Source organism: Sphingomonas gei (genome assembly GCF_004792685.1).
GTDB classification, from domain to species: domain Bacteria; phylum Pseudomonadota; class Alphaproteobacteria; order Sphingomonadales; family Sphingomonadaceae; genus Sphingomonas; species Sphingomonas gei.
The window spans coordinates 517,309-533,247 of the sequence record NZ_SRXT01000004.1; the positions used below are offsets into that span (position 1 = coordinate 517,309).

General features: G+C 66.5%; 17 protein-coding genes. 13 read left to right on the plus strand and 4 right to left on the minus strand.

Annotated elements, in window-relative coordinates:
* Positions 1-48: 48 nt before the first annotated feature.
* The 3 genes from E5A73_RS12410 to E5A73_RS12420 all read left to right on the plus strand — a co-directional run bounded on the left by E5A73_RS12410 (position 49) and on the right by E5A73_RS12420 (position 2,959).
* Complete coding sequence (locus tag E5A73_RS12410) at positions 49-1,344, plus strand: metal-dependent hydrolase family protein (protein WP_135964123.1); 1,296 nt, start codon at positions 49-51, stop codon at positions 1,342-1,344.
* Complete coding sequence (locus tag E5A73_RS12415; protein WP_240700157.1) at positions 1,341-2,174, plus strand: DMT family transporter; 834 nt, start codon at positions 1,341-1,343, stop codon at positions 2,172-2,174. The genes E5A73_RS12410 and E5A73_RS12415 overlap by 4 nt, the downstream gene beginning before the upstream one ends.
* 428 nt (positions 2,175-2,602) lie before the next feature.
* Entirely contained in the window at positions 2,603-2,959 is a 357-nt protein-coding gene (locus E5A73_RS12420) for a VOC family protein (protein WP_135964124.1), read from the plus strand.
* Positions 2,960-3,140: 181 nt separating this feature from the next.
* Here the strand turns inward: E5A73_RS12420 and E5A73_RS21910 are convergent, their stop codons facing one another.
* Positions 3,141-3,992: a cold-shock protein gene (locus tag E5A73_RS21910; protein ID WP_135964125.1), complete on the minus strand. Its 852-nt coding sequence runs from the start codon at positions 3,990-3,992 to the stop codon at positions 3,141-3,143.
* Positions 3,993-4,199: 207 nt separating this feature from the next.
* On the opposite strand from E5A73_RS21910, the gene E5A73_RS12430 reads away from it, so the two are divergent.
* From E5A73_RS12430 to rpoN, 6 genes are all read left to right on the plus strand, one after another.
* Positions 4,200-5,012, plus strand: coding sequence for a TerC family protein (locus E5A73_RS12430; RefSeq protein ID WP_135964126.1), 813 nt, complete (start codon positions 4,200-4,202; stop codon positions 5,010-5,012).
* Between the two features lie 31 nt (positions 5,013-5,043).
* A complete protein-coding gene (locus tag E5A73_RS12435; RefSeq protein WP_135964127.1) occupies positions 5,044-5,664 on the plus strand; it encodes a ribonuclease D in 621 nt (206 codons plus the stop codon).
* A 41-nt stretch (positions 5,665-5,705) separates the two neighbouring features.
* The gene (lptC, locus tag E5A73_RS12440; RefSeq protein ID WP_135964128.1) at positions 5,706-6,347 is read left to right on the plus strand and encodes an LPS export ABC transporter periplasmic protein LptC; all 642 of its coding nucleotides are present in this window, start codon (positions 5,706-5,708) and stop codon (positions 6,345-6,347) included.
* A 2-nt stretch (positions 6,348-6,349) separates the two neighbouring features.
* Positions 6,350-6,904, plus strand: coding sequence for an LptA/OstA family protein (locus E5A73_RS12445; protein WP_135964129.1), 555 nt, complete (start codon positions 6,350-6,352; stop codon positions 6,902-6,904).
* Positions 6,905-7,019: 115 nt separating this feature from the next.
* Positions 7,020-7,796 (plus strand): LPS export ABC transporter ATP-binding protein, encoded by a 777-nt coding sequence (lptB, locus tag E5A73_RS12450; RefSeq protein WP_206366478.1) that lies wholly within the window; start codon positions 7,020-7,022, stop codon positions 7,794-7,796.
* A 122-nt stretch (positions 7,797-7,918) separates the two neighbouring features.
* Complete coding sequence (rpoN, locus tag E5A73_RS12455) at positions 7,919-9,427, plus strand: RNA polymerase factor sigma-54 (RefSeq protein WP_135964130.1); 1,509 nt, start codon at positions 7,919-7,921, stop codon at positions 9,425-9,427.
* 18 nt (positions 9,428-9,445) lie between these two features.
* Here rpoN and E5A73_RS12460 read toward each other — a convergent pair whose 3' ends face one another.
* Positions 9,446-10,087 carry a hypothetical protein gene (locus E5A73_RS12460; protein ID WP_135964131.1) on the minus strand — a complete coding sequence of 214 codons (642 nt, stop codon included), beginning with the start codon at positions 10,085-10,087 and terminating at the stop codon, positions 9,446-9,448.
* Positions 10,088-10,215: 128 nt separating this feature from the next.
* Between E5A73_RS12460 and E5A73_RS12465 the strand changes: the two genes are divergently transcribed.
* Positions 10,216-10,620, plus strand: a complete 405-nt coding sequence (locus E5A73_RS12465; RefSeq protein WP_135964132.1) for a hypothetical protein — start codon at positions 10,216-10,218, stop codon at positions 10,618-10,620.
* A 16-nt stretch (positions 10,621-10,636) separates the two neighbouring features.
* Here the strand turns inward: E5A73_RS12465 and E5A73_RS12470 are convergent, their stop codons facing one another.
* Together E5A73_RS12470 and E5A73_RS12475 are read right to left on the minus strand one after the other, a co-directional pair.
* Entirely contained in the window at positions 10,637-11,080 is a 444-nt protein-coding gene (locus E5A73_RS12470; RefSeq protein ID WP_135964133.1) for a hypothetical protein, read from the minus strand.
* Positions 11,081-11,145: 65 nt separating this feature from the next.
* Positions 11,146-12,141 (minus strand): ligase-associated DNA damage response exonuclease, encoded by a 996-nt coding sequence (locus tag E5A73_RS12475; protein ID WP_135964134.1) that lies wholly within the window; start codon positions 12,139-12,141, stop codon positions 11,146-11,148.
* A 94-nt stretch (positions 12,142-12,235) separates the two neighbouring features.
* Between E5A73_RS12475 and E5A73_RS12480 the strand changes: the two genes are divergently transcribed.
* From E5A73_RS12480 to E5A73_RS12490, 3 genes are all read left to right on the plus strand, one after another.
* Entirely contained in the window at positions 12,236-12,430 is a 195-nt protein-coding gene (locus tag E5A73_RS12480) for a hypothetical protein (protein WP_135964135.1), read from the plus strand.
* Between the two features lie 68 nt (positions 12,431-12,498).
* Positions 12,499-14,886: a ligase-associated DNA damage response DEXH box helicase gene (locus tag E5A73_RS12485; RefSeq protein ID WP_135964249.1), complete on the plus strand. Its 2,388-nt coding sequence runs from the start codon at positions 12,499-12,501 to the stop codon at positions 14,884-14,886.
* A 41-nt stretch (positions 14,887-14,927) separates the two neighbouring features.
* The gene (locus tag E5A73_RS12490) at positions 14,928-15,923 is read left to right on the plus strand and encodes an aspartyl protease family protein (RefSeq protein ID WP_135964136.1); all 996 of its coding nucleotides are present in this window, start codon (positions 14,928-14,930) and stop codon (positions 15,921-15,923) included.
* Positions 15,924-15,939: the final 16 nt, after the last annotated feature.

Genomic DNA, 15,939 nt, shown 5'->3' on the forward strand with positions numbered 1-15,939 from the left:
CTTCGCGGCGGCTTGCAATAAGCTTGGCGGAAAAGGGGGAGACCAACCATGATCCGCACGCTGCTTGCCGCCACTGCTCTGCTCGCGCTGGCGCCGCCGGCGATCGCCCAGACCTATGCGATCCAGGCGGGCCACCTGATCGTCGACGCGGCAAAGCCGGCGCGCGGGCCTTCGACCTTGATCGTCGAAAAGGGACGGATCGTGCGAGTCGAGGACGGCGCCACTGCTCCGGCCGGCGCGACGGTGGTCGACATGCGCGGCAAGACCGTGCTGCCAGGGCTGATCGACGTCCATGTCCATCTCACGATGAATGCCGGCGAGCCCTGGTATCAGGGGCTGACCACCAAATATTCCGAAGCCTATGCGACGACGGTCGGACTGAGGAACGCGCTGATCACCGCGCGCGCGGGCTTCACCACGGTGCGCGATCTCGGCGGCGGCACTGATGCCAGCCTCGCGATGCGCGATGCAGTCGCCGAGGGGGGCTTTCCGGGGCCGCGCATCCTCGTCTCGGGGCCGGCGCTGTCGATCATCGGCGGGCATGGCGACATGACCGCCGGGATGGCACCCGAATTGCGCAACGCGATCGATCATGAAGGCGCGCAATTTTGGGTGTGCACCGGCGCTGCCGAATGCGCCAAGGCGGTGCGCAAACTTGCCGCGGCGGGAGTCGATGCGATCAAGTTCCACGCGACCGGCGGGGTGCTCGATGCGGGCGCGATGGGGCTCGAGCAGCATTTCACCGACGCCGAGATGAAGGCGATCTGCGACACCGCGCACGAGATGCACCGCAAATGCGCCGCGCATGCACATGGCGCGCGCGGGATCGAGGCGGCGGTGCGCGCCGGAGTCGATTCGATCGAGCACGGCACGTTCGCCGACGATGTGGACGTCCAGCTGATGAAGGCCAAGGGGACGTACTTCTCGGCGACGTTGATGGCGTTCAGCGGGCTCAACCTGTATCTCGGCAAGGGCATCTTCAGCCCCAATGCCGAGTTCAAGGCGCGCCAGACGCTCGATCAATGGGGCAAGGCGCTGGGCCGCGCCTACAAAGCGGGGGTCAAGATCGCGCTCGGCACTGACGCCGCGGTCTATCCGCACGGCCGCAACGGCGAGGAGATCGGGCTGATGGTGTCGAAGGCGGGAATAACGCCGCGCGACGCGCTGATCGCCGCGACCAAGGGGGGCGCCGATCTGCTCGGGCTTTCCGCCGAAATCGGCACGCTGGATCCGGGCAAGTCGGCCGATCTGATCGCCGTCGACGGCGATCCGCTGACCGACCCCGCCGCGGTGCTCCATGTCGGCTATGTCATGGTGGCGGGCAAGCCGATCCCGCTGCAGTGAGAGCCGAAACCCTCGCCCCGGCGATGATGATCGCCTCGGGATCGATCCACGCGGTGGTGAACGCGATCCTCAAGGGCGGCAAGGACAAGATGGCCGGGCGCGCGCTGATCGACGGATCGAGCGCGGTGCTGCTGTTGCCGGCGACCTTGCTCGTGCCGCTGCCGGAGGGAGCCTGGGGCTGGCTGGCGGCGACCGCGTTGATCCACTGCCTCTATCTCTACGCCCTGGTGCGCGCATTCGAGGCGAGCGACTTTTCCGCGGCCTATCCGATCCTGCGCGGGACCGCGCCTTTGGTCACCGCGGCGCTTGCGGTCGGGGTGTTCGGCGAGGCGGCGAGCGGGCGCGAATTGGCAGGAATCGCGCTGATCGGCGCGGCGCTGTTCGGGATGGTCGGTGGGCGGCATATCGGCCGCGCCGGGCTGGGCTGGGCATTGCTCACCGGGGTGATGATCGCGGCCTATACCGTGGTCGATGCGCATGGCGTGCGCGCGGCGCCGACGCCGGCGAGCTTCATCGTGTGGATGTTCGTGCTGATGGGCAGCCTGACCGTGGCGATGTTCGCATTGCTGTCGCGCGGGCGGATCTTCGCCTCGGCGCGGTCGCAATGGCGCCCCGGCGCGGCGGCGGGCGCGCTGTCGATCCTGACCTATGGGCTGGCGCTCAGTGCGTTCGCGCTCGGACCGACTGCGCCGCTGGCGGCGCTGCGCGAGACGGGGATGGTGACCGCGCTGCTGATCGCGACGTTCGTGCTCAAGGAGCGGGTGACCGCGGGGCGGGCGGCGGGCGTGCTGGGGATCCTGGGCGGGGCCTTGCTGATCCTGACGGGATAGCAGCGCCAATCCGGCCGCAGGCGATCATCTGCGTCGCGAGCTCGGCGGCGGGGCAGGCGGCTTCGCCCCTCAGCCACGAGCGGCGATCGCCAGCTGTGCGGCAGCCGCCGCCAATGCCGGCATCGTCGCCGGTGCGGGCAGATCGCGCCGCGATCAGTGCGGCGAGCCGGCGCTGGAGCTTGTCGCCGGTGCGGCCTTCGAAAAGCATGCGGGCGACTGCACGCCGCGCCCAGACATGGCGGGTGCGCCTCGCGCGCGGATCGATTTCCGCCATGCTGCCTCGCGATTCGCATGTAGCGCATCGCGTGGCTGCCGCGCCGGACTTTTGGGCAGCTTCGTCCGGAAGCGGCGTTTTTTTGCTGCGGTTTCGAACTCGCGCGGGCTGCAGTGCCGGTGCAGGGTGCGGCGCCAATTTCAGGAGACGGTGAATGAGCGAAGCACACCGCGTGGTGGCGATCTTGCCGAGCAACGATCTCGATGCCAGCGAGCGCTTTTACCAGCGGCTCGGGTTCCGCGTGGTCAGCGATCATGGCGATTACCGCATTCTGGAGGACGGGCGCGGCGGGCACCTGCATCTCAACCGCATGAAAGGCTGGCCGGCGAAGCTCGAGGACAACCCCTTTGGGCTCTACCTCTATGTCGAGGACGTCGACGCCGTGGCCGATCGGGTCCGCGAGTTGATCATCGAGCCGGGCGCGCCGCACCGCAAGCCTTGGGGTACCTACGAATTCGCGGTCAGCGATCCGAGCGGGACGTTGGTGCGGGTGGGGCGGGTGCTGGGCTGAAGCGGGCCCGCAGCCGTCATCCCGGCGAGGGCCGGGATCCAGAATTGCGGGCCGAAGTACTTGTGGCCCTGGGCCCCGGCCTTCGCCGGGGTGACGAGATAGATTTAGAGATTACGCCCCGAGCCAAACGAAAAGGGCCGGACGTTGCCGCCCGGCCCTTTCGCTATCGGCTTGGCTGAGATCAGCTGCCGGGCGTGAGGTTCACTGCCGCATATTTGCCGCGGCGATCGACTTCGAGCTCGAACTCGAGACGGTCGCCTTCGTTGAGCGTCGGCATGCCGGCGCGCTCGACGGCGCTGATGTGGACGAATGCGTCGGGCTGGCCATCGTCGCGCTGAATGAAGCCGAAGCCCTTCATCGCGTTGAAGAACTTGACCGTTCCGGACGCTTTCTCGCCGGTCAGCTGGCGCTGCGGACCACCCGCACCACCGGCACCGCCGCGAGGGGCGCCGGGGCCCGCGTCGCGATCGCGCGGCGGACCCGAATCGGTCACCGGCATCGGCTCGCCGTCGATCTTGAGATCGGTCGCCGAGATGCGGCCGCCACGATCGACGAGCGTGAAGCCCATCGGCTGGCCTTCGGCGAGACCGGTGAGACCGGCCTGCTCGACTGCCGAGATGTGGACGAACACGTCTTCGCCGCCGTCATCGCGAACGACGAAGCCGAAGCCCTTTTGCGAATTGAAGAATTTTACGACGCCCGTCGCTTCGCCGACGACCTGGGGGGGCATGCCGCCGCCACCGCCACCGCCGCCGCCGCGGAAACCACCGCCGCCGCCGCCGCCGCTGAAGCCGCCGCCACCACCGCCGCGATAGCCACCGCCACCGCCGCCGCTGAAGCCGCCGCCACTGAAGCCGCCGCGATCACCACCGAAACCGCCGCCGCCGCCGCTGAAGCCACCGCCGCCGCCGAAGCCGCCGCGATCACCACCGCCAAAGCTGCTACCGCCGCCGCCGCCTTCGTCGCCAAAACCGTCGCGCTTGTCTCTGCCGCGCCCGCCGCGATCCCCACGGCGCCCTCGATCAAAACTCATGCCCTGTTCGTCTTCCCGGTTCGCCCATACTCAATCAAAACCCAAGCGCCGGACGAATAACGCAGGTGTTCGGGCACAAAAAACAGCGCCACAGAATCGGCATAGCCCAAATTCGTACAGCGCGCGACCGAAAATCGACTTGATTAGGCCAGATTTGCGGAGACTGCGGCGCTTGCGCCACGGTTCGGCGCACGGCACAGGTGCGTCATGGAGCAAATCGCCGAATTGATCGCCAGTCCGGCCGCATGGGTCGCGCTCGTCACATTGATCGTGATGGAGGTCGTCCTCGGCATCGACAATCTGATCTTCATTTCGATTCTGTCGAACAAGCTGCCCGAGGCGCAGCGTCAGAAGGCGCGCACGATCGGCATCAGCCTGGCGCTGGTGATGCGGCTCGCGCTGCTGACGATGATCGCATGGATCGTCGGGCTGGTGGCGCCGGTGTTCGACCTCGGGCTGGTCGGACCGCTCGGGGCGCATGGCGAGCCGGCGTTCGAGACGCAATTCTCGTGGCGCGACCTGATCCTGATCGCTGGCGGGCTGTTCCTGGTGTGGAAGGCGACCAAGGAGATCCACCATTCGGTCGACACGCATCAAAGCGACGATCTGCTCGACAAGAAGCATGTCGCGTCGATCAATTTCACTGCGGCGATCGTCCAGATCCTGTTGCTCGACATCGTCTTCTCGATCGATTCGATCCTCACTGCGGTCGGCATGACCGAGCATGTCGAGATCATGTACGTCGCAGTGGTGGTCGCCGTGACGGTGATGCTGGTCGCCGCGACGCCGCTCGCCAATTTCATCAACGGCAACCCGACCGTGGTGATGCTGGCGCTCGGCTTCCTGCTGATGATCGGGATGGTGCTGATCGCCGAGGGCTTCGGCGCGCATATCCCCAAGGGCTATATCTATACGGCGATGGCGTTTTCGGCCGGAGTCGAGATCCTCAACATCTGGTCGCGGCGGGCGCGGGAGAAGAAGGCCGCGGCAGTTAACGCGTCGCCGCCCGGAGAGCATTGAGGTAAACGCGCAACGCGCCTATGCGCGCGGCATGACTGTGCATTTTCATGAAGAAGACCTGCCCGAGGGCGTGTTCGCTCCGGGTGCGTCGATCGCCGTAGATACCGAGACGATGGGGCTGATCACGCCGCGCGACCGCCTGTGCGTCGTCCAGCTTTCCGACGGCAGCGGCGACGAGCATCTCGTGCGGTTCGGGCCGCGCTCGGCATATGATGCGCCCAATCTGCGCGCCGTGCTGGCGGACCCCGAGCGGCTCAAGCTCTACCATTTCGCGCGGTTCGATCTGGCGGCGATCCGTTTCTATCTCGGCGTCACGGCAGCGCCGGTCTATTGCACCAAGATCGCGTCGCGGCTGGTGCGCACCTATACCGACCGACATGGGCTCAAGGATCTGGTGCGCGAACTGGTCGGGCAGGAAATCTCCAAGCAGCAACAGTCCTCGGACTGGGGCGGCCCCGAGCTGTCGGACGCGCAGAAAGACTATGCCGCGTCGGACGTGCGCTTTCTCCATGCGATGAAAGTGGAACTCGACAAGCGTCTCGAGCGTGAAGGGCGGATGCCGCTCGCCCAGGCCGCTTTCGACTTTCTTCCGTGGCGGGCGGAGCTGGATCTTGCCGGCTGGCCCGAGGTGGATATCTTTGCGCATATCTAGCGCCACGCCGATTGAAACCTATCTGTCGGACATGGTCTTCCATGTCTGACGTCGCCGCGCGCCTTCGCTCGCAGAAGCGCGGCTGGGCGCATCCCGGCAGCAGCCACGATCGTTTCGTGCGCGCGGGGCTGGTCGTGCTGCCGATGGGGATCGGCGTGCTCGGCGCGTTCCTCGTGATCTCGCCCTTGCTGATGGGCGGCGACGTCAGCTTCCTGCTCGACAAGAACAAGGTCGACATTTCCCCCGAGCGCCTGCGTATCGATGCCGCCGAATATCGCGGCGGTGACGACAAGGGCCGCCCCTTCCACTTGCATGCCGGCTCGGCGGTGCAGCGCAGCTCGGCCGAGCCAATCGTGCGGCTGAACGATCTGGCTGCCGAAATCCGGCTCGACGACGGTCCGGCCTCGATCAAGGCGGACAGTGGACATTACAACATGAGCAACCAGCGCGTCGCGATCGATGGTCCGCTCAAGTTCCAGGCTGCCGACGGCTATGTCTTGAATACGACCAACGCGACGGTCGATCTCAAGACCCGCAAGCTCGAAAGCGGCGGTGCAGTCACCGGCAGCACTCCCTCGGGGGTGTTCAGCGCGAACAAGCTGACTGCCGATCTCGAGCGCCGTACTGTCTCACTCGAAGGGAGAGCACGCTTGCGCATCCAGCCGCGGCGCGCAAATAGATGATGATGAACTGTCGCTCCGTTCCGGCCGGCCTCGCGCTGATGCTGACGCTGGCCGCATCCGCGCCGGCGCTGGCGCAATCGGGCCACAACACCAACGCGCCGATCGACGTAGCGTCCGATCGGATCGAGTTGCAGGACCGCGCCAACCGCGCGATCCTCTCGGGCAATGTCCAGATCAAGCAGGCGGCGATGACGCTCACGGCGGCGCGGGTGACCGTCACCTATACCGGCCAGGTGAGCGAAGGCTCGCCGCAGGTGTCGCGGCTCGACGCGGCCGGCGGGGTGACGGTCAACCGCCCCGAGCAGACCGCGCGCTCGCAATATGCCGTCTACGACCTCAATCGCCGCGTGATCACGATGGTCGGCGGCGTGACCTTGCGCCAGGGCACCAATACCGTTTCCGGCGGCCGCCTGTCGATCGACCTCGACACCGGCCGGGCGACGATCGACGGTTCGGGCGTACGCGGCGGGACGCCGACGCCCGGCCAGCCGGGGGTGCAGAACAGCGGCGGACGGGTGACCGGGCGCTTCTCGGTGCCCAAGCGCGACGGGCAATAGCCGCCGTTTTTCACCGCACTGCCGCAGTTTCGCTTTTCATCGCCAGGAATCTCCTGCAGGAATCCTGCCAACCGCCTATATGCGGCGAGATGCATAGTCCGCGCAGGAAGCCTTGATGAACGACGTCGCCATGCTCGAGCACCCGGTTGTCGATCCAGCCCCGCTCCCCGACAAGGGGCTGGCGGTGGTTTCGATCGCCAAATCCTATGACAAGCGCGTGGTGCTCACCGACGTTTCGGTCTCGGTCGGGCGCGGTGAAGTGGTCGGACTGCTCGGGCCGAACGGCGCGGGCAAGACCACCTGCTTCTATTCGGTGATGGGACTGGTGAAGCCCGATTCGGGCCGGATCATGCTGGACGGCGAGGACATCACCCGGCTGCCGATGTATCGCCGTGCGATTCTCGGGCTGGGCTATCTGCCGCAGGAGACGTCGATCTTCCGCGGGATGACGGTCGAGCAGAACATCTTGGCGGTGCTCGAGCTCGCCGAGCCCGACAAGGCGACGCGGCGGGCGCGGCTCGAGCAATTGCTCGACGAATTCGGGCTGACCCGGCTGCGCACGTCGCCGGCGATGGCGCTGTCGGGCGGCGAGCGCCGCCGCGCCGAGATCGCGCGCGCGCTTGCCGCCGACCCGACGATCATCCTGCTCGACGAGCCGTTCGCGGGGATCGATCCGCTGTCGATCTCGGACATTCGCGAGCTCGTGCTCCAGCTCAAGTCGCGCGGGATCGGCGTGCTGATCACCGACCACAATGTCCGCGAGACGCTCGACATCGTCGACCGCGGCTACATCATCTATGACGGCCGCGTGCTGTTCGCCGGCTCGCCCGAGGATCTCGTCCGCGACGAGAATGTCCGCCGGCTGTACCTCGGCGAGAGTTTCGAGCTTTAGGATATGAGCGTGGCGCGTCCTCTGTTCCCGTCATCCCGGCGAAGGCCGGGATCCAGGGTTCGGGGCGTTTCGCTTGCGGCTCTGGATCCCGGCCTTCGCCGGGATGACGAGCGGAGGGGCTGATGTCGCTCGCCCCGCGCCTCGACCTGCGGCAGTCGCAATCGCTGGTGATGACGCCGCAGCTCCAGCAGGCGATCAAGCTGCTGGCGCTGTCCAATCTCGAGATCGAGACCTTCATTGCCGAGGAGCTCGACAAGAACCCGCTGCTCGATGCCCAGCGAAGTAGCGACGATTCGGCCGAGCCCGCGGCGCCCGAGCCGGATTTCGAGCCGGTGCGCGACGGCCCCGCCGATGCCGGCGAGCTGCTGGCGGGCGGCGGCGAAACGGCGGGCGAGGCGGCGCTCGACGTCGATTTCACCGCGGAGACCTTCCATCACGACAGCGCCGCCGATTCGATCGGCGGGCTCGACGGCAGCCTCGGGCTGGGCGGGACGGGCGGGGGCGGCTCCGAAGACGGGCCTGATTTCGACAATATGCGCTCCGCGGAGCTCAGCCTCGCCGACCATCTGATGGCGCAGGCGGGAGCGAGCGTCGACGGCGCCGATTTGTTCGTCGCCGCGCATCTGATCGACCAGATCGACGAGGCCGGCTATCTCACCGCTTCGCTGCTCGACATTGCCAGCCGGCTGAACGTGCCGCTGGCGCGGGTCGAGGGCGTCCTCGCGAAGGTCCAGACCTTCGATCCCACCGGGGTGGGCGCGCGCAACCTGGCCGAGTGCATCGCGCTGCAGGCGAAGGAAGCCGATCGCTACGACCCGTGCATGGCGCGGTTGATCGACAATCTCGAGCTCGTCGCGCGCGGCGATCGTGCGCGGCTCAAGCGGCTGTGCAACGTCGACGACGAGGATCTGGCGGACATGATCCGCGAGCTGCGCGACTATGATCCCAAGCCCGGCTGCCGCTATGGCGGCGAGCCGATGATGGCGGTGGTGCCGGACATCTTCGTCGCGCGCCGCGGCGCGGGCTGGGCAGTCGAGATCAATTCGGCGACCTTGCCCAAATTGCTGGTCAACCGCGCTTATTATGCCGAGATCTCGGCGGGCAAGCAGGACAAGGCCAGCAAGGCGTGGATGTCCGACATGCTCGCCAGCGCCAATTGGCTGGTCAAGGCGCTCGATCAGCGCCAGCGCACGATCATCAAGGTGGCGAGCGAGATCGTGACGCAGCAGGAGGCGTTCTTCCTGCACGGTGTCGCGCATCTCAGGCCGATGACGTTGCGCCAGGTCGCCGACGTGATCGAGATGCACGAATCGACCGTGAGCCGAGTCACGTCTAACAAATATCTGAGCTGCGCGCGCGGGCTGTTCGAGCTCAAATATTTCTTCACCAGCGCCATCCAATCGTCGGAAGGCGGCGACGCAGTGTCGGCCGAAGCCGTGAAGAGCGCGATCCGCGCGCTGATCCAGGCCGAGGATCCCAAGAAGATCCTGTCCGACGACACTTTGGTCGAACTGCTCAACGCCAAGGGATTCGACATCGCGCGGCGCACCGTGGCGAAATATCGCGAGGCGATCGGGATCGGCAGTTCGGTGCAGCGGCGGCGGCAAAAGGCGCTGGAGGGCGTCGGCTGAGACGATACCGGCCGAGGGTCAGGCGGTGATACCCGCGGCACCGGCGGCACCGGCGGCACCGGCAGCACCGGAAGCCGGCGGATCGTCGTCATCCTTGCGCGGCGGCTTGCGACCGGTGTCCTCATAGTCGACGTCGTCGAAGGCGTCGTCTTCCTCTTCGTAATCGTCGTCGCTCTCGTCCTTTTTCTTGCCCTCTTTCGCGCGCTGGTCCTTGATGGTCTTGTTGAGCCCCGCGAGCGTGCCGATGGTGCCGGAATTCATCTTCTTGGTCTTGTTCTTGCTGAGGTGCCCGGCGCGCATCTTGTTGAGCTTGCCGCCCTTGATCGCCGCGTCGAGCTCGGCGTCGGTTGCGTCGGTTTCGTTATAGCCCCGCGCGCTCTTCTTGATTTTTTCGACCTTCTTGGCCTTGGCCTTGGCCTTGCCGGCGACCGCTGCCTTGATCTTCGCCTGCTTCTTGTTGTTGGGCTTCTTCTTGCCTTTGTCCTTGTCCTTGTCGCTGCCGTTCAGCTGGATCGGCGCCGGATCGGCGTTGAGGGCGGCGGCGCGCTGGACCAGCCGCTGGACGCGCGGCGCATTGTCGAGCGGGCCGGAAGCCGCCGCCGAGGGGGCACGACTCCTGCCTAGGGCAACGGCGGGACTGCGCGGTGCGAACTCTGCCATGCTACCTCCTCGCGACACTGGTCGCGCCAGAGGGCCGCGTATGCAATCGCGGCTTGCGCGGTTTCGGATCAATCGGGCGAAAATCCGGGATTCAGAATACGGAAACGCCTTCCTCCTATAATGAACCGATGAGCGCGACTTTCTCCATTCATGCCGAGCCCGAACGCGATCTGGTGCGGATCACGATGGCCGGACTGTTCAGCCCCGAGGATATCGAGGCATTCTACGAAGCGCGCAACGTCGCGCATGCGAAGCTGACCTGCGGCCGCAATCAGCATCTGACGATCAACGATCTGCGCGGCATGAAGATACAGCCGCAGGAAAGCGTCGCCGGGTTTCAGCGCATGCTCGGCGCGCCCGAATATCGCTCGCGGCGGCTCGCCTTCGTGATCGGCCGCACGCTGGCGCGCAGCCAGCTGCAGCGCGCGCTGGCCGGGCGCGGACCCGATACGCATTGTTTCGACAGCATTGCCGAGGCCGAGGCCTGGCTGTTCCACGGCGCGATACGCGGATCGCTGCGCGCCGCCGGCTGAGCCGGCTTCGATCCGCTCAGTTCGCCGGCTTGGCGAGGCCGGCCAGGATCGCGTCGAATTTGGCTTTGGGCATGTTGATCAGCAGCCCCTTGTTGTTCTTGGCGAACGACGCGAATTCGACCTCGATCTTGCCCCCCGGGCTGGCGACCACCGCGAACCCCGTGCCGACCCTGTCGACCGTGCCGATCACGACGCCCTTCGAATCCCGCACTTCGCTGCCGGCGGTGATGTCCCCCGGGCTCGCGGGGACCGGGCGTGTCGACCGGGTGGGGCCGGCGGTGCGCCCGGAGACGTCGTCGCGCATCCGGTTGAAGTCGGTCATGCGTTCGTCGGGGCCGCGCATCTCGGGGGCACCTCCGCCCGGGGCGCTTGCCGGGGGCACGCTGCCGACAGCCTGGGCGTGTGCCGCACCTGCCAATGTCAGCGCGGCAGCCATCGCCGCGACTTCGAGAATGCGCATCCCACCTCTCCTGTTTGTCCTGTTTTGCGGCAATGGTATCGCTAACAGAAGGCACAGGCAATCGCTCAGTCGTCTTCGTCCTCGAAGCCCACCAGCTCGAGCGCGCGCGCCTTGATCTGGCGCATCCGGCACCAATGGACGAGCGCGTCCTCGCGACCATGCGTCACCCACACTTCGCGCGGGGCGATCTCGCGGATGGTAGTGGTCAGCTCGTCCCAATCGGCGTGATCCGAGAGGATCAGCGGCAGCTCGACGTTGCGCTGGCGAGCGCGCTGGCGGACGCGCATCCAGCCCGACGCCATCGCGGTGATTGGATCGGGCAGCCGCCGCGACCAGCGATCGTTGAGTGCGCCGGGCGGGCAGAGGATGATCCGGCCCTGCAACTCGGCCTTGGCGACGCCGGTGGCGGGGCGCAGCTCGCCGAGATCGACGCCGTGCTCGACATAGAGGTCGCACAGCCTCTGCAGCGCGCCGTGGATGTAGATCGGATCGTCGAACCCCATGACGCGCAGCTCGCGGATCACGCGCTGCGCCTTACCGAGCGCATAGGCGCCGACGACGACGCAGCGCGCCGGGTTCGCGCGCAGCGCCACCAGCAATTTGTCGAGCTCGTCATGCGTCTCTGGGTGGCGGAATACCGGCAACCCGAACGTCGCCTCAGTGATGAAGATGTCGCAGGGCACCGGTTGGAACGGTGCGCAGGTGGGATCCTTGCGGCGCTTGTAATCGCCCGACACGACGATCCGCTCGCCGGCATGATCGAGGACGATCTGCGCCGAGCCGAGGACATGGCCGGCGGGGACGAAGCCAATATCGACATCACCCATCCGCAGCGATTCGCCGTACGCCACCGAGTGGCCGGTCTGTGCGCCGTAGCGGCAGTCCATGATCGCCAGCGTCTCGGGAGTCGCCCAGACTTCGCCGTGGCCGCCGCGGGCGTGATCGGCATGGCCGTGGGTGATCAATGCGCGCGCCACCGGCTCGGAGGGATCGACCCACGCATCGGCGGCGGGGATGTAGATGCCGGTGGGGTTGGGCTGGATCCAGCTGCCGATTGCCATGCCCGACTATATGGTTGGCCGGGCCTGCGGTTCCCAGTGGATCGAATGCGCACGCGGCTTCGTTGGTCAGGTGAAACGCGAAACGAGGTGCATCATGGACTTTTCTAGCCCCCTGCAGGGGATCCTGGTGATCGTCGGGCCGATCCTGCTGGCACTGGCGATCGCCTGGGCGATGTTGCGCAATCGCAGCAGCCGCGAGGATATCGCGCGCACCGAAAACGCGACGCGCGAATTGTACGACCAACAGGACCGCGAGGACAAGGCGCGCGACAATGGCGGCGTCGTTTGAAGGGCTTGCGCTGAACCGGTAAGTCGCGCGAACGCTGGCTTGTGTCCGACGCCGATCTGCCCAAACCCCTGACCGACTGGTTCACCGCGCGCGGCTGGCAGCCGCGGCGGCACCAGCGCGACATGCTCGACGCGGCGCGTGCCGGGCAGCATGCGCTGCTCGTCGCCGCAACCGGGGCTGGCAAGACCTTGTCCGGCTTCCTGCCGACCCTTGCCGAATTGATCGAGCGCCCGGCTCAGGGGCTGCACACGCTCTACATCTCGCCGCTCAAAGCACTCGCGGTCGACGTCCAGCGCAATTTGCTCACCCCGATCGACGAAATGGGGGTGTCGATCCGAGTCGAGACGCGCACCGGCGACACGCCGCATGATCGCAAAGTGCGCCAGCGGGTGCGGCCGCCCGAGATTTTGCTGACTACGCCCGAATCGCTGAGCCTGTTGCTGTCGTACGAAGACAGTTTGACGATGTTCGCCGGGCTGAAGACCGTGGTGATCGACGAGGTTCACGCCTTCGCCACCGGCAAGCGTGGCGACCTGCTCGCGCTGGCGATGGCGCGGCTCCAGCGGCTCGCGCCCGATATGCGCCGAGTCGCCTTGTCGGCGACGGTGGCCGATCCCGACGGCTATCGCGCCTGGCTCGCGCCCGATGGCGATATCGATCAGGTGCGGCTGGTCCGCGGCGAGAAAGGCGCCGATCCCGACATCGCCATCCTGCTGCCCGAGGGCCGCGTGCCCTGGGCGGGCCATTCGGGGGTCTATGCGATTCCGCAGGTGATGGCCGAGATCGAGACGCACCGCACGACGATCGTGTTCTGCAACACCCGCGGGCTCGCCGAACTCGTCTTCCAGCAGCTGTGGAAGGCCAACGAGATGAAGCTGCCGATCGGCGTGCATCATGGCAGCCTCAGCCTCGAAGCGCGGCGCAAGGCCGAGCAGGCGATGGCCGACGGCAAGTTGCGCGCATTGGTGGCGACCGCCAGCCTCGATCTCGGCGTCGATTGGGGCGATGTCGATTGCGTGATCCAGATGGGCGCGCCCAAGGGCTCGTCGCGGCTGCTCCAGCGGATCGGGCGCGCCAACCATCGGCTCGACGAATCATCCGAAGCGGTGCTCGTCCCCGGCAATCGCTTCGAGTATCTCGAGGCGCGCGCAGCGCTCGACGCCGTCGAGCAAGGCGAGCTCGATCCCGACGTCTTCCGCCCCGGCGCGCTCGACGTGCTGGCGCAGCATGTCATGGCCTGCGCCTGCGCGGCGCCGTTCGATGCTGCGCAAATGCTGCAGGAAGTGCGCGCCGCGCTGCCTTATTCTGCGCTCGAGCAGGACGTGTTCGACCGCGTGCTGAGCTTCATCGCCGATGGCGGCTATTCGCTGCGCGCCTATGACAAGTTCAAGCGGCTGACCAAGGGACAGGACGGGCTGTGGCGAGTCACAAGGCCGGCCTTTATCGCGCAGCACCGGCTCAACGCCGGGATCATCGTCGAGGCGCCGATGCTCGACGTGCGGTTCAAGAACGGGCGGCGGCTGGGCAAGGTCGAGGAGGCGTTCGGATCGCAGCTGTCGCCCGGCGACACCTTCTTCTTCGCCGGACTGAGCCTGGAAGTCGATCGCGTCGAGCTGACCGACCTGATCGTCCATGCGAGCAGCAAGCAGGCGCGCTACGTCTCCTATATGGGCGCGCGGCTGGCAATCACGTCGACGCTAGCGGATCGCGTGCGCGTGTTCCTGCACGACCGCAGCCAATGGCGGCGCTTCCCCGACGATGTCCGCGAATGGCTCGAGATGCAGGAGCTGCGCTCGGCGATCCCCGCGCCGAAGCAATTGCTCGTCGAGACCTTCCCGCACGAAGGCAAGCACCACATGGTCGCCTACAGCTTCGAAGGCTGGAACGCGCACCAGTCGCTCGGCATGTTGATCACCCGGCGGATGGAGGCGATGGGGCTCAAGCCGTTGGGCTTCGTCGCCAATGATTATGCGCTGGCGGTGTACGGGCTCGAGAAGATCACCGATCCCGCCGCCTTGTTCTCGCCCGACATCCTCGAGCACGAGTTCGTCGAGTGGGTGCAGCAATCGGCCTTGCTCAAGCGCGCCTTCCGCGAAGTGGCGATCATCGGCGGGCTGGTCGAGCGCCAGCATCCGGGCAAGAAGAAGAGCGGGCGGCAGGTCACCTTCTCGACCGACCTGATCTACGACGTGCTGCGCAAATACGAGCCCGACCATCTTTTGCTCAAGGCGGCCTGGGCCGATGCACGCGCGCGGATGACCGATGTCGGGCGGCTCGCGCATCTGCTCGACACCGCGGCGGACACGATGCTGCACGTCGATCTGGCGCGGGTGAGCCCGATGGCGGTGCCGGTGCTGATCATGATCGGCCGCGAGAAGACGCCCCAGGGCAGCGGCGAGGATGCGCTGCTGATCGAAGCCGAGAGCATTGCGGCGGAGGCGATGCGGCTCGATTGAATTCGATTGCTGCGCAACATACGCAGGTATATTGCTGTTTCATGTCTGGAGTCCTTTATCCACTCCTGCTCTTGTCGCTGCCGATCGAGCCGCCTGCCGCGCCCGTGCAGGATCCCGAGCTGATCACCCCTGAATCGGTGATGGAAGCCACGTTGCTGACGCTGGGCGAGAGCGACAGGCGGCTCACCGTCGCCGTCGCGGTGAATGCCAAGGGGCCGTATAATTTCATCATCGACACCGGCGCCGAGCGCACCGTGGTGTCGCGCGAACTGGCCAACACGCTGCGGCTGAGCGCGGGCACGCCGGTGACGTTGCTGTCGATGACCGGACGCAGCCAGGTTGACACGGTGCTGGTGCCCGATCTGAGGATCAAGTCGGTCGGCATCCTGCACAGCGTGGTCGCGCCCAAGCTCGAGGCGCGCAATCTAGGCGCGATCGGGCTGCTCGGAATCGACACGCTGCGCGACCATCAGGTCTCGATCGATTTCGAGCGTGGCACGATGGAAGTCCGCCCCAGCCAGAAGCGTAACAAGAACCTCCGGCGCGCGCCGGACGAGATCGTCGTGACGGCGAAGAGCCTGTACGGTCAGCTGATCGTCACCGATGCCTATTACGGCAATGTCCGCATCCAGGTCGTCCTCGACACCGGCAGCGCGGTGAGCATGGGCAACAGCGCGCTGCGCAAGCGCGTCGCGCGCAGCCATCGCACCAAGCCGATCGAACTCACCGACGTCACCGGCGCCAAGACGATGGCCAATTATACCACGGTGCCCAACATCAAGGTGGGCGACGTGCTGTTCGGATCGATGCCGGTGGCATTTGCCGATGTCGCGCCGTTCGAGCGGTTCGGGCTGACCAAGCGACCGGCCCTGCTGCTCGGCATGGACGCGCTGCGCAGCTTCCGCCGCGTCGACATCGACTTTCCCAACCGGGTAGTGCGTTTCCGGATGCCCGAGGGCTCGGAAAGCCGCCCCCGCCCGACGACGGGATCGCGGCTTCCCGGCGGAGCGGCGGGTTCCTCGGTGCAATCCTATTAGTCCGGATTGACTTGAC

Excerpts from the sequence above, each read along its gene's own strand:
- E5A73_RS12430 (WP_135964126.1), top strand. The coding sequence starts at position 4,200 with ATGGAGCAAATCGCCGAATTGATCGCCAGTCCGGCCGCATGGGTCGCG.
- E5A73_RS12460 (WP_135964131.1), bottom strand. The coding sequence starts at position 10,087 with ATGGCAGAGTTCGCACCGCGCAGTCCCGCCGTTGCCCTAGGCAGGAGT.
- E5A73_RS12480 (WP_135964135.1), top strand. The coding sequence starts at position 12,236 with ATGGACTTTTCTAGCCCCCTGCAGGGGATCCTGGTGATCGTCGGGCCG.
- E5A73_RS12475 (WP_135964134.1), bottom strand. The coding sequence starts at position 12,141 with ATGGCAATCGGCAGCTGGATCCAGCCCAACCCCACCGGCATCTACATC.
- E5A73_RS12420 (WP_135964124.1), top strand. The coding sequence starts at position 2,603 with ATGAGCGAAGCACACCGCGTGGTGGCGATCTTGCCGAGCAACGATCTC.
- E5A73_RS12435 (WP_135964127.1), top strand. The coding sequence starts at position 5,044 with ATGACTGTGCATTTTCATGAAGAAGACCTGCCCGAGGGCGTGTTCGCT.
- E5A73_RS21910 (WP_135964125.1), bottom strand. The coding sequence starts at position 3,992 with ATGAGTTTTGATCGAGGGCGCCGTGGGGATCGCGGCGGGCGCGGCAGA.
- E5A73_RS12470 (WP_135964133.1), bottom strand. The coding sequence starts at position 11,080 with ATGCGCATTCTCGAAGTCGCGGCGATGGCTGCCGCGCTGACATTGGCA.
- E5A73_RS12410 (WP_135964123.1), top strand. The coding sequence starts at position 49 with ATGATCCGCACGCTGCTTGCCGCCACTGCTCTGCTCGCGCTGGCGCCG.
- E5A73_RS12445 (WP_135964129.1), top strand. The coding sequence starts at position 6,350 with ATGAACTGTCGCTCCGTTCCGGCCGGCCTCGCGCTGATGCTGACGCTG.
- E5A73_RS12490 (WP_135964136.1), top strand. The coding sequence starts at position 14,928 with ATGTCTGGAGTCCTTTATCCACTCCTGCTCTTGTCGCTGCCGATCGAG.
- E5A73_RS12465 (WP_135964132.1), top strand. The coding sequence starts at position 10,216 with ATGAGCGCGACTTTCTCCATTCATGCCGAGCCCGAACGCGATCTGGTG.
- lptC (WP_135964128.1), top strand. The coding sequence starts at position 5,706 with ATGTCTGACGTCGCCGCGCGCCTTCGCTCGCAGAAGCGCGGCTGGGCG.
- rpoN (WP_135964130.1), top strand. The coding sequence starts at position 7,919 with ATGTCGCTCGCCCCGCGCCTCGACCTGCGGCAGTCGCAATCGCTGGTG.
- lptB (WP_206366478.1), top strand. The coding sequence starts at position 7,020 with ATGAACGACGTCGCCATGCTCGAGCACCCGGTTGTCGATCCAGCCCCG.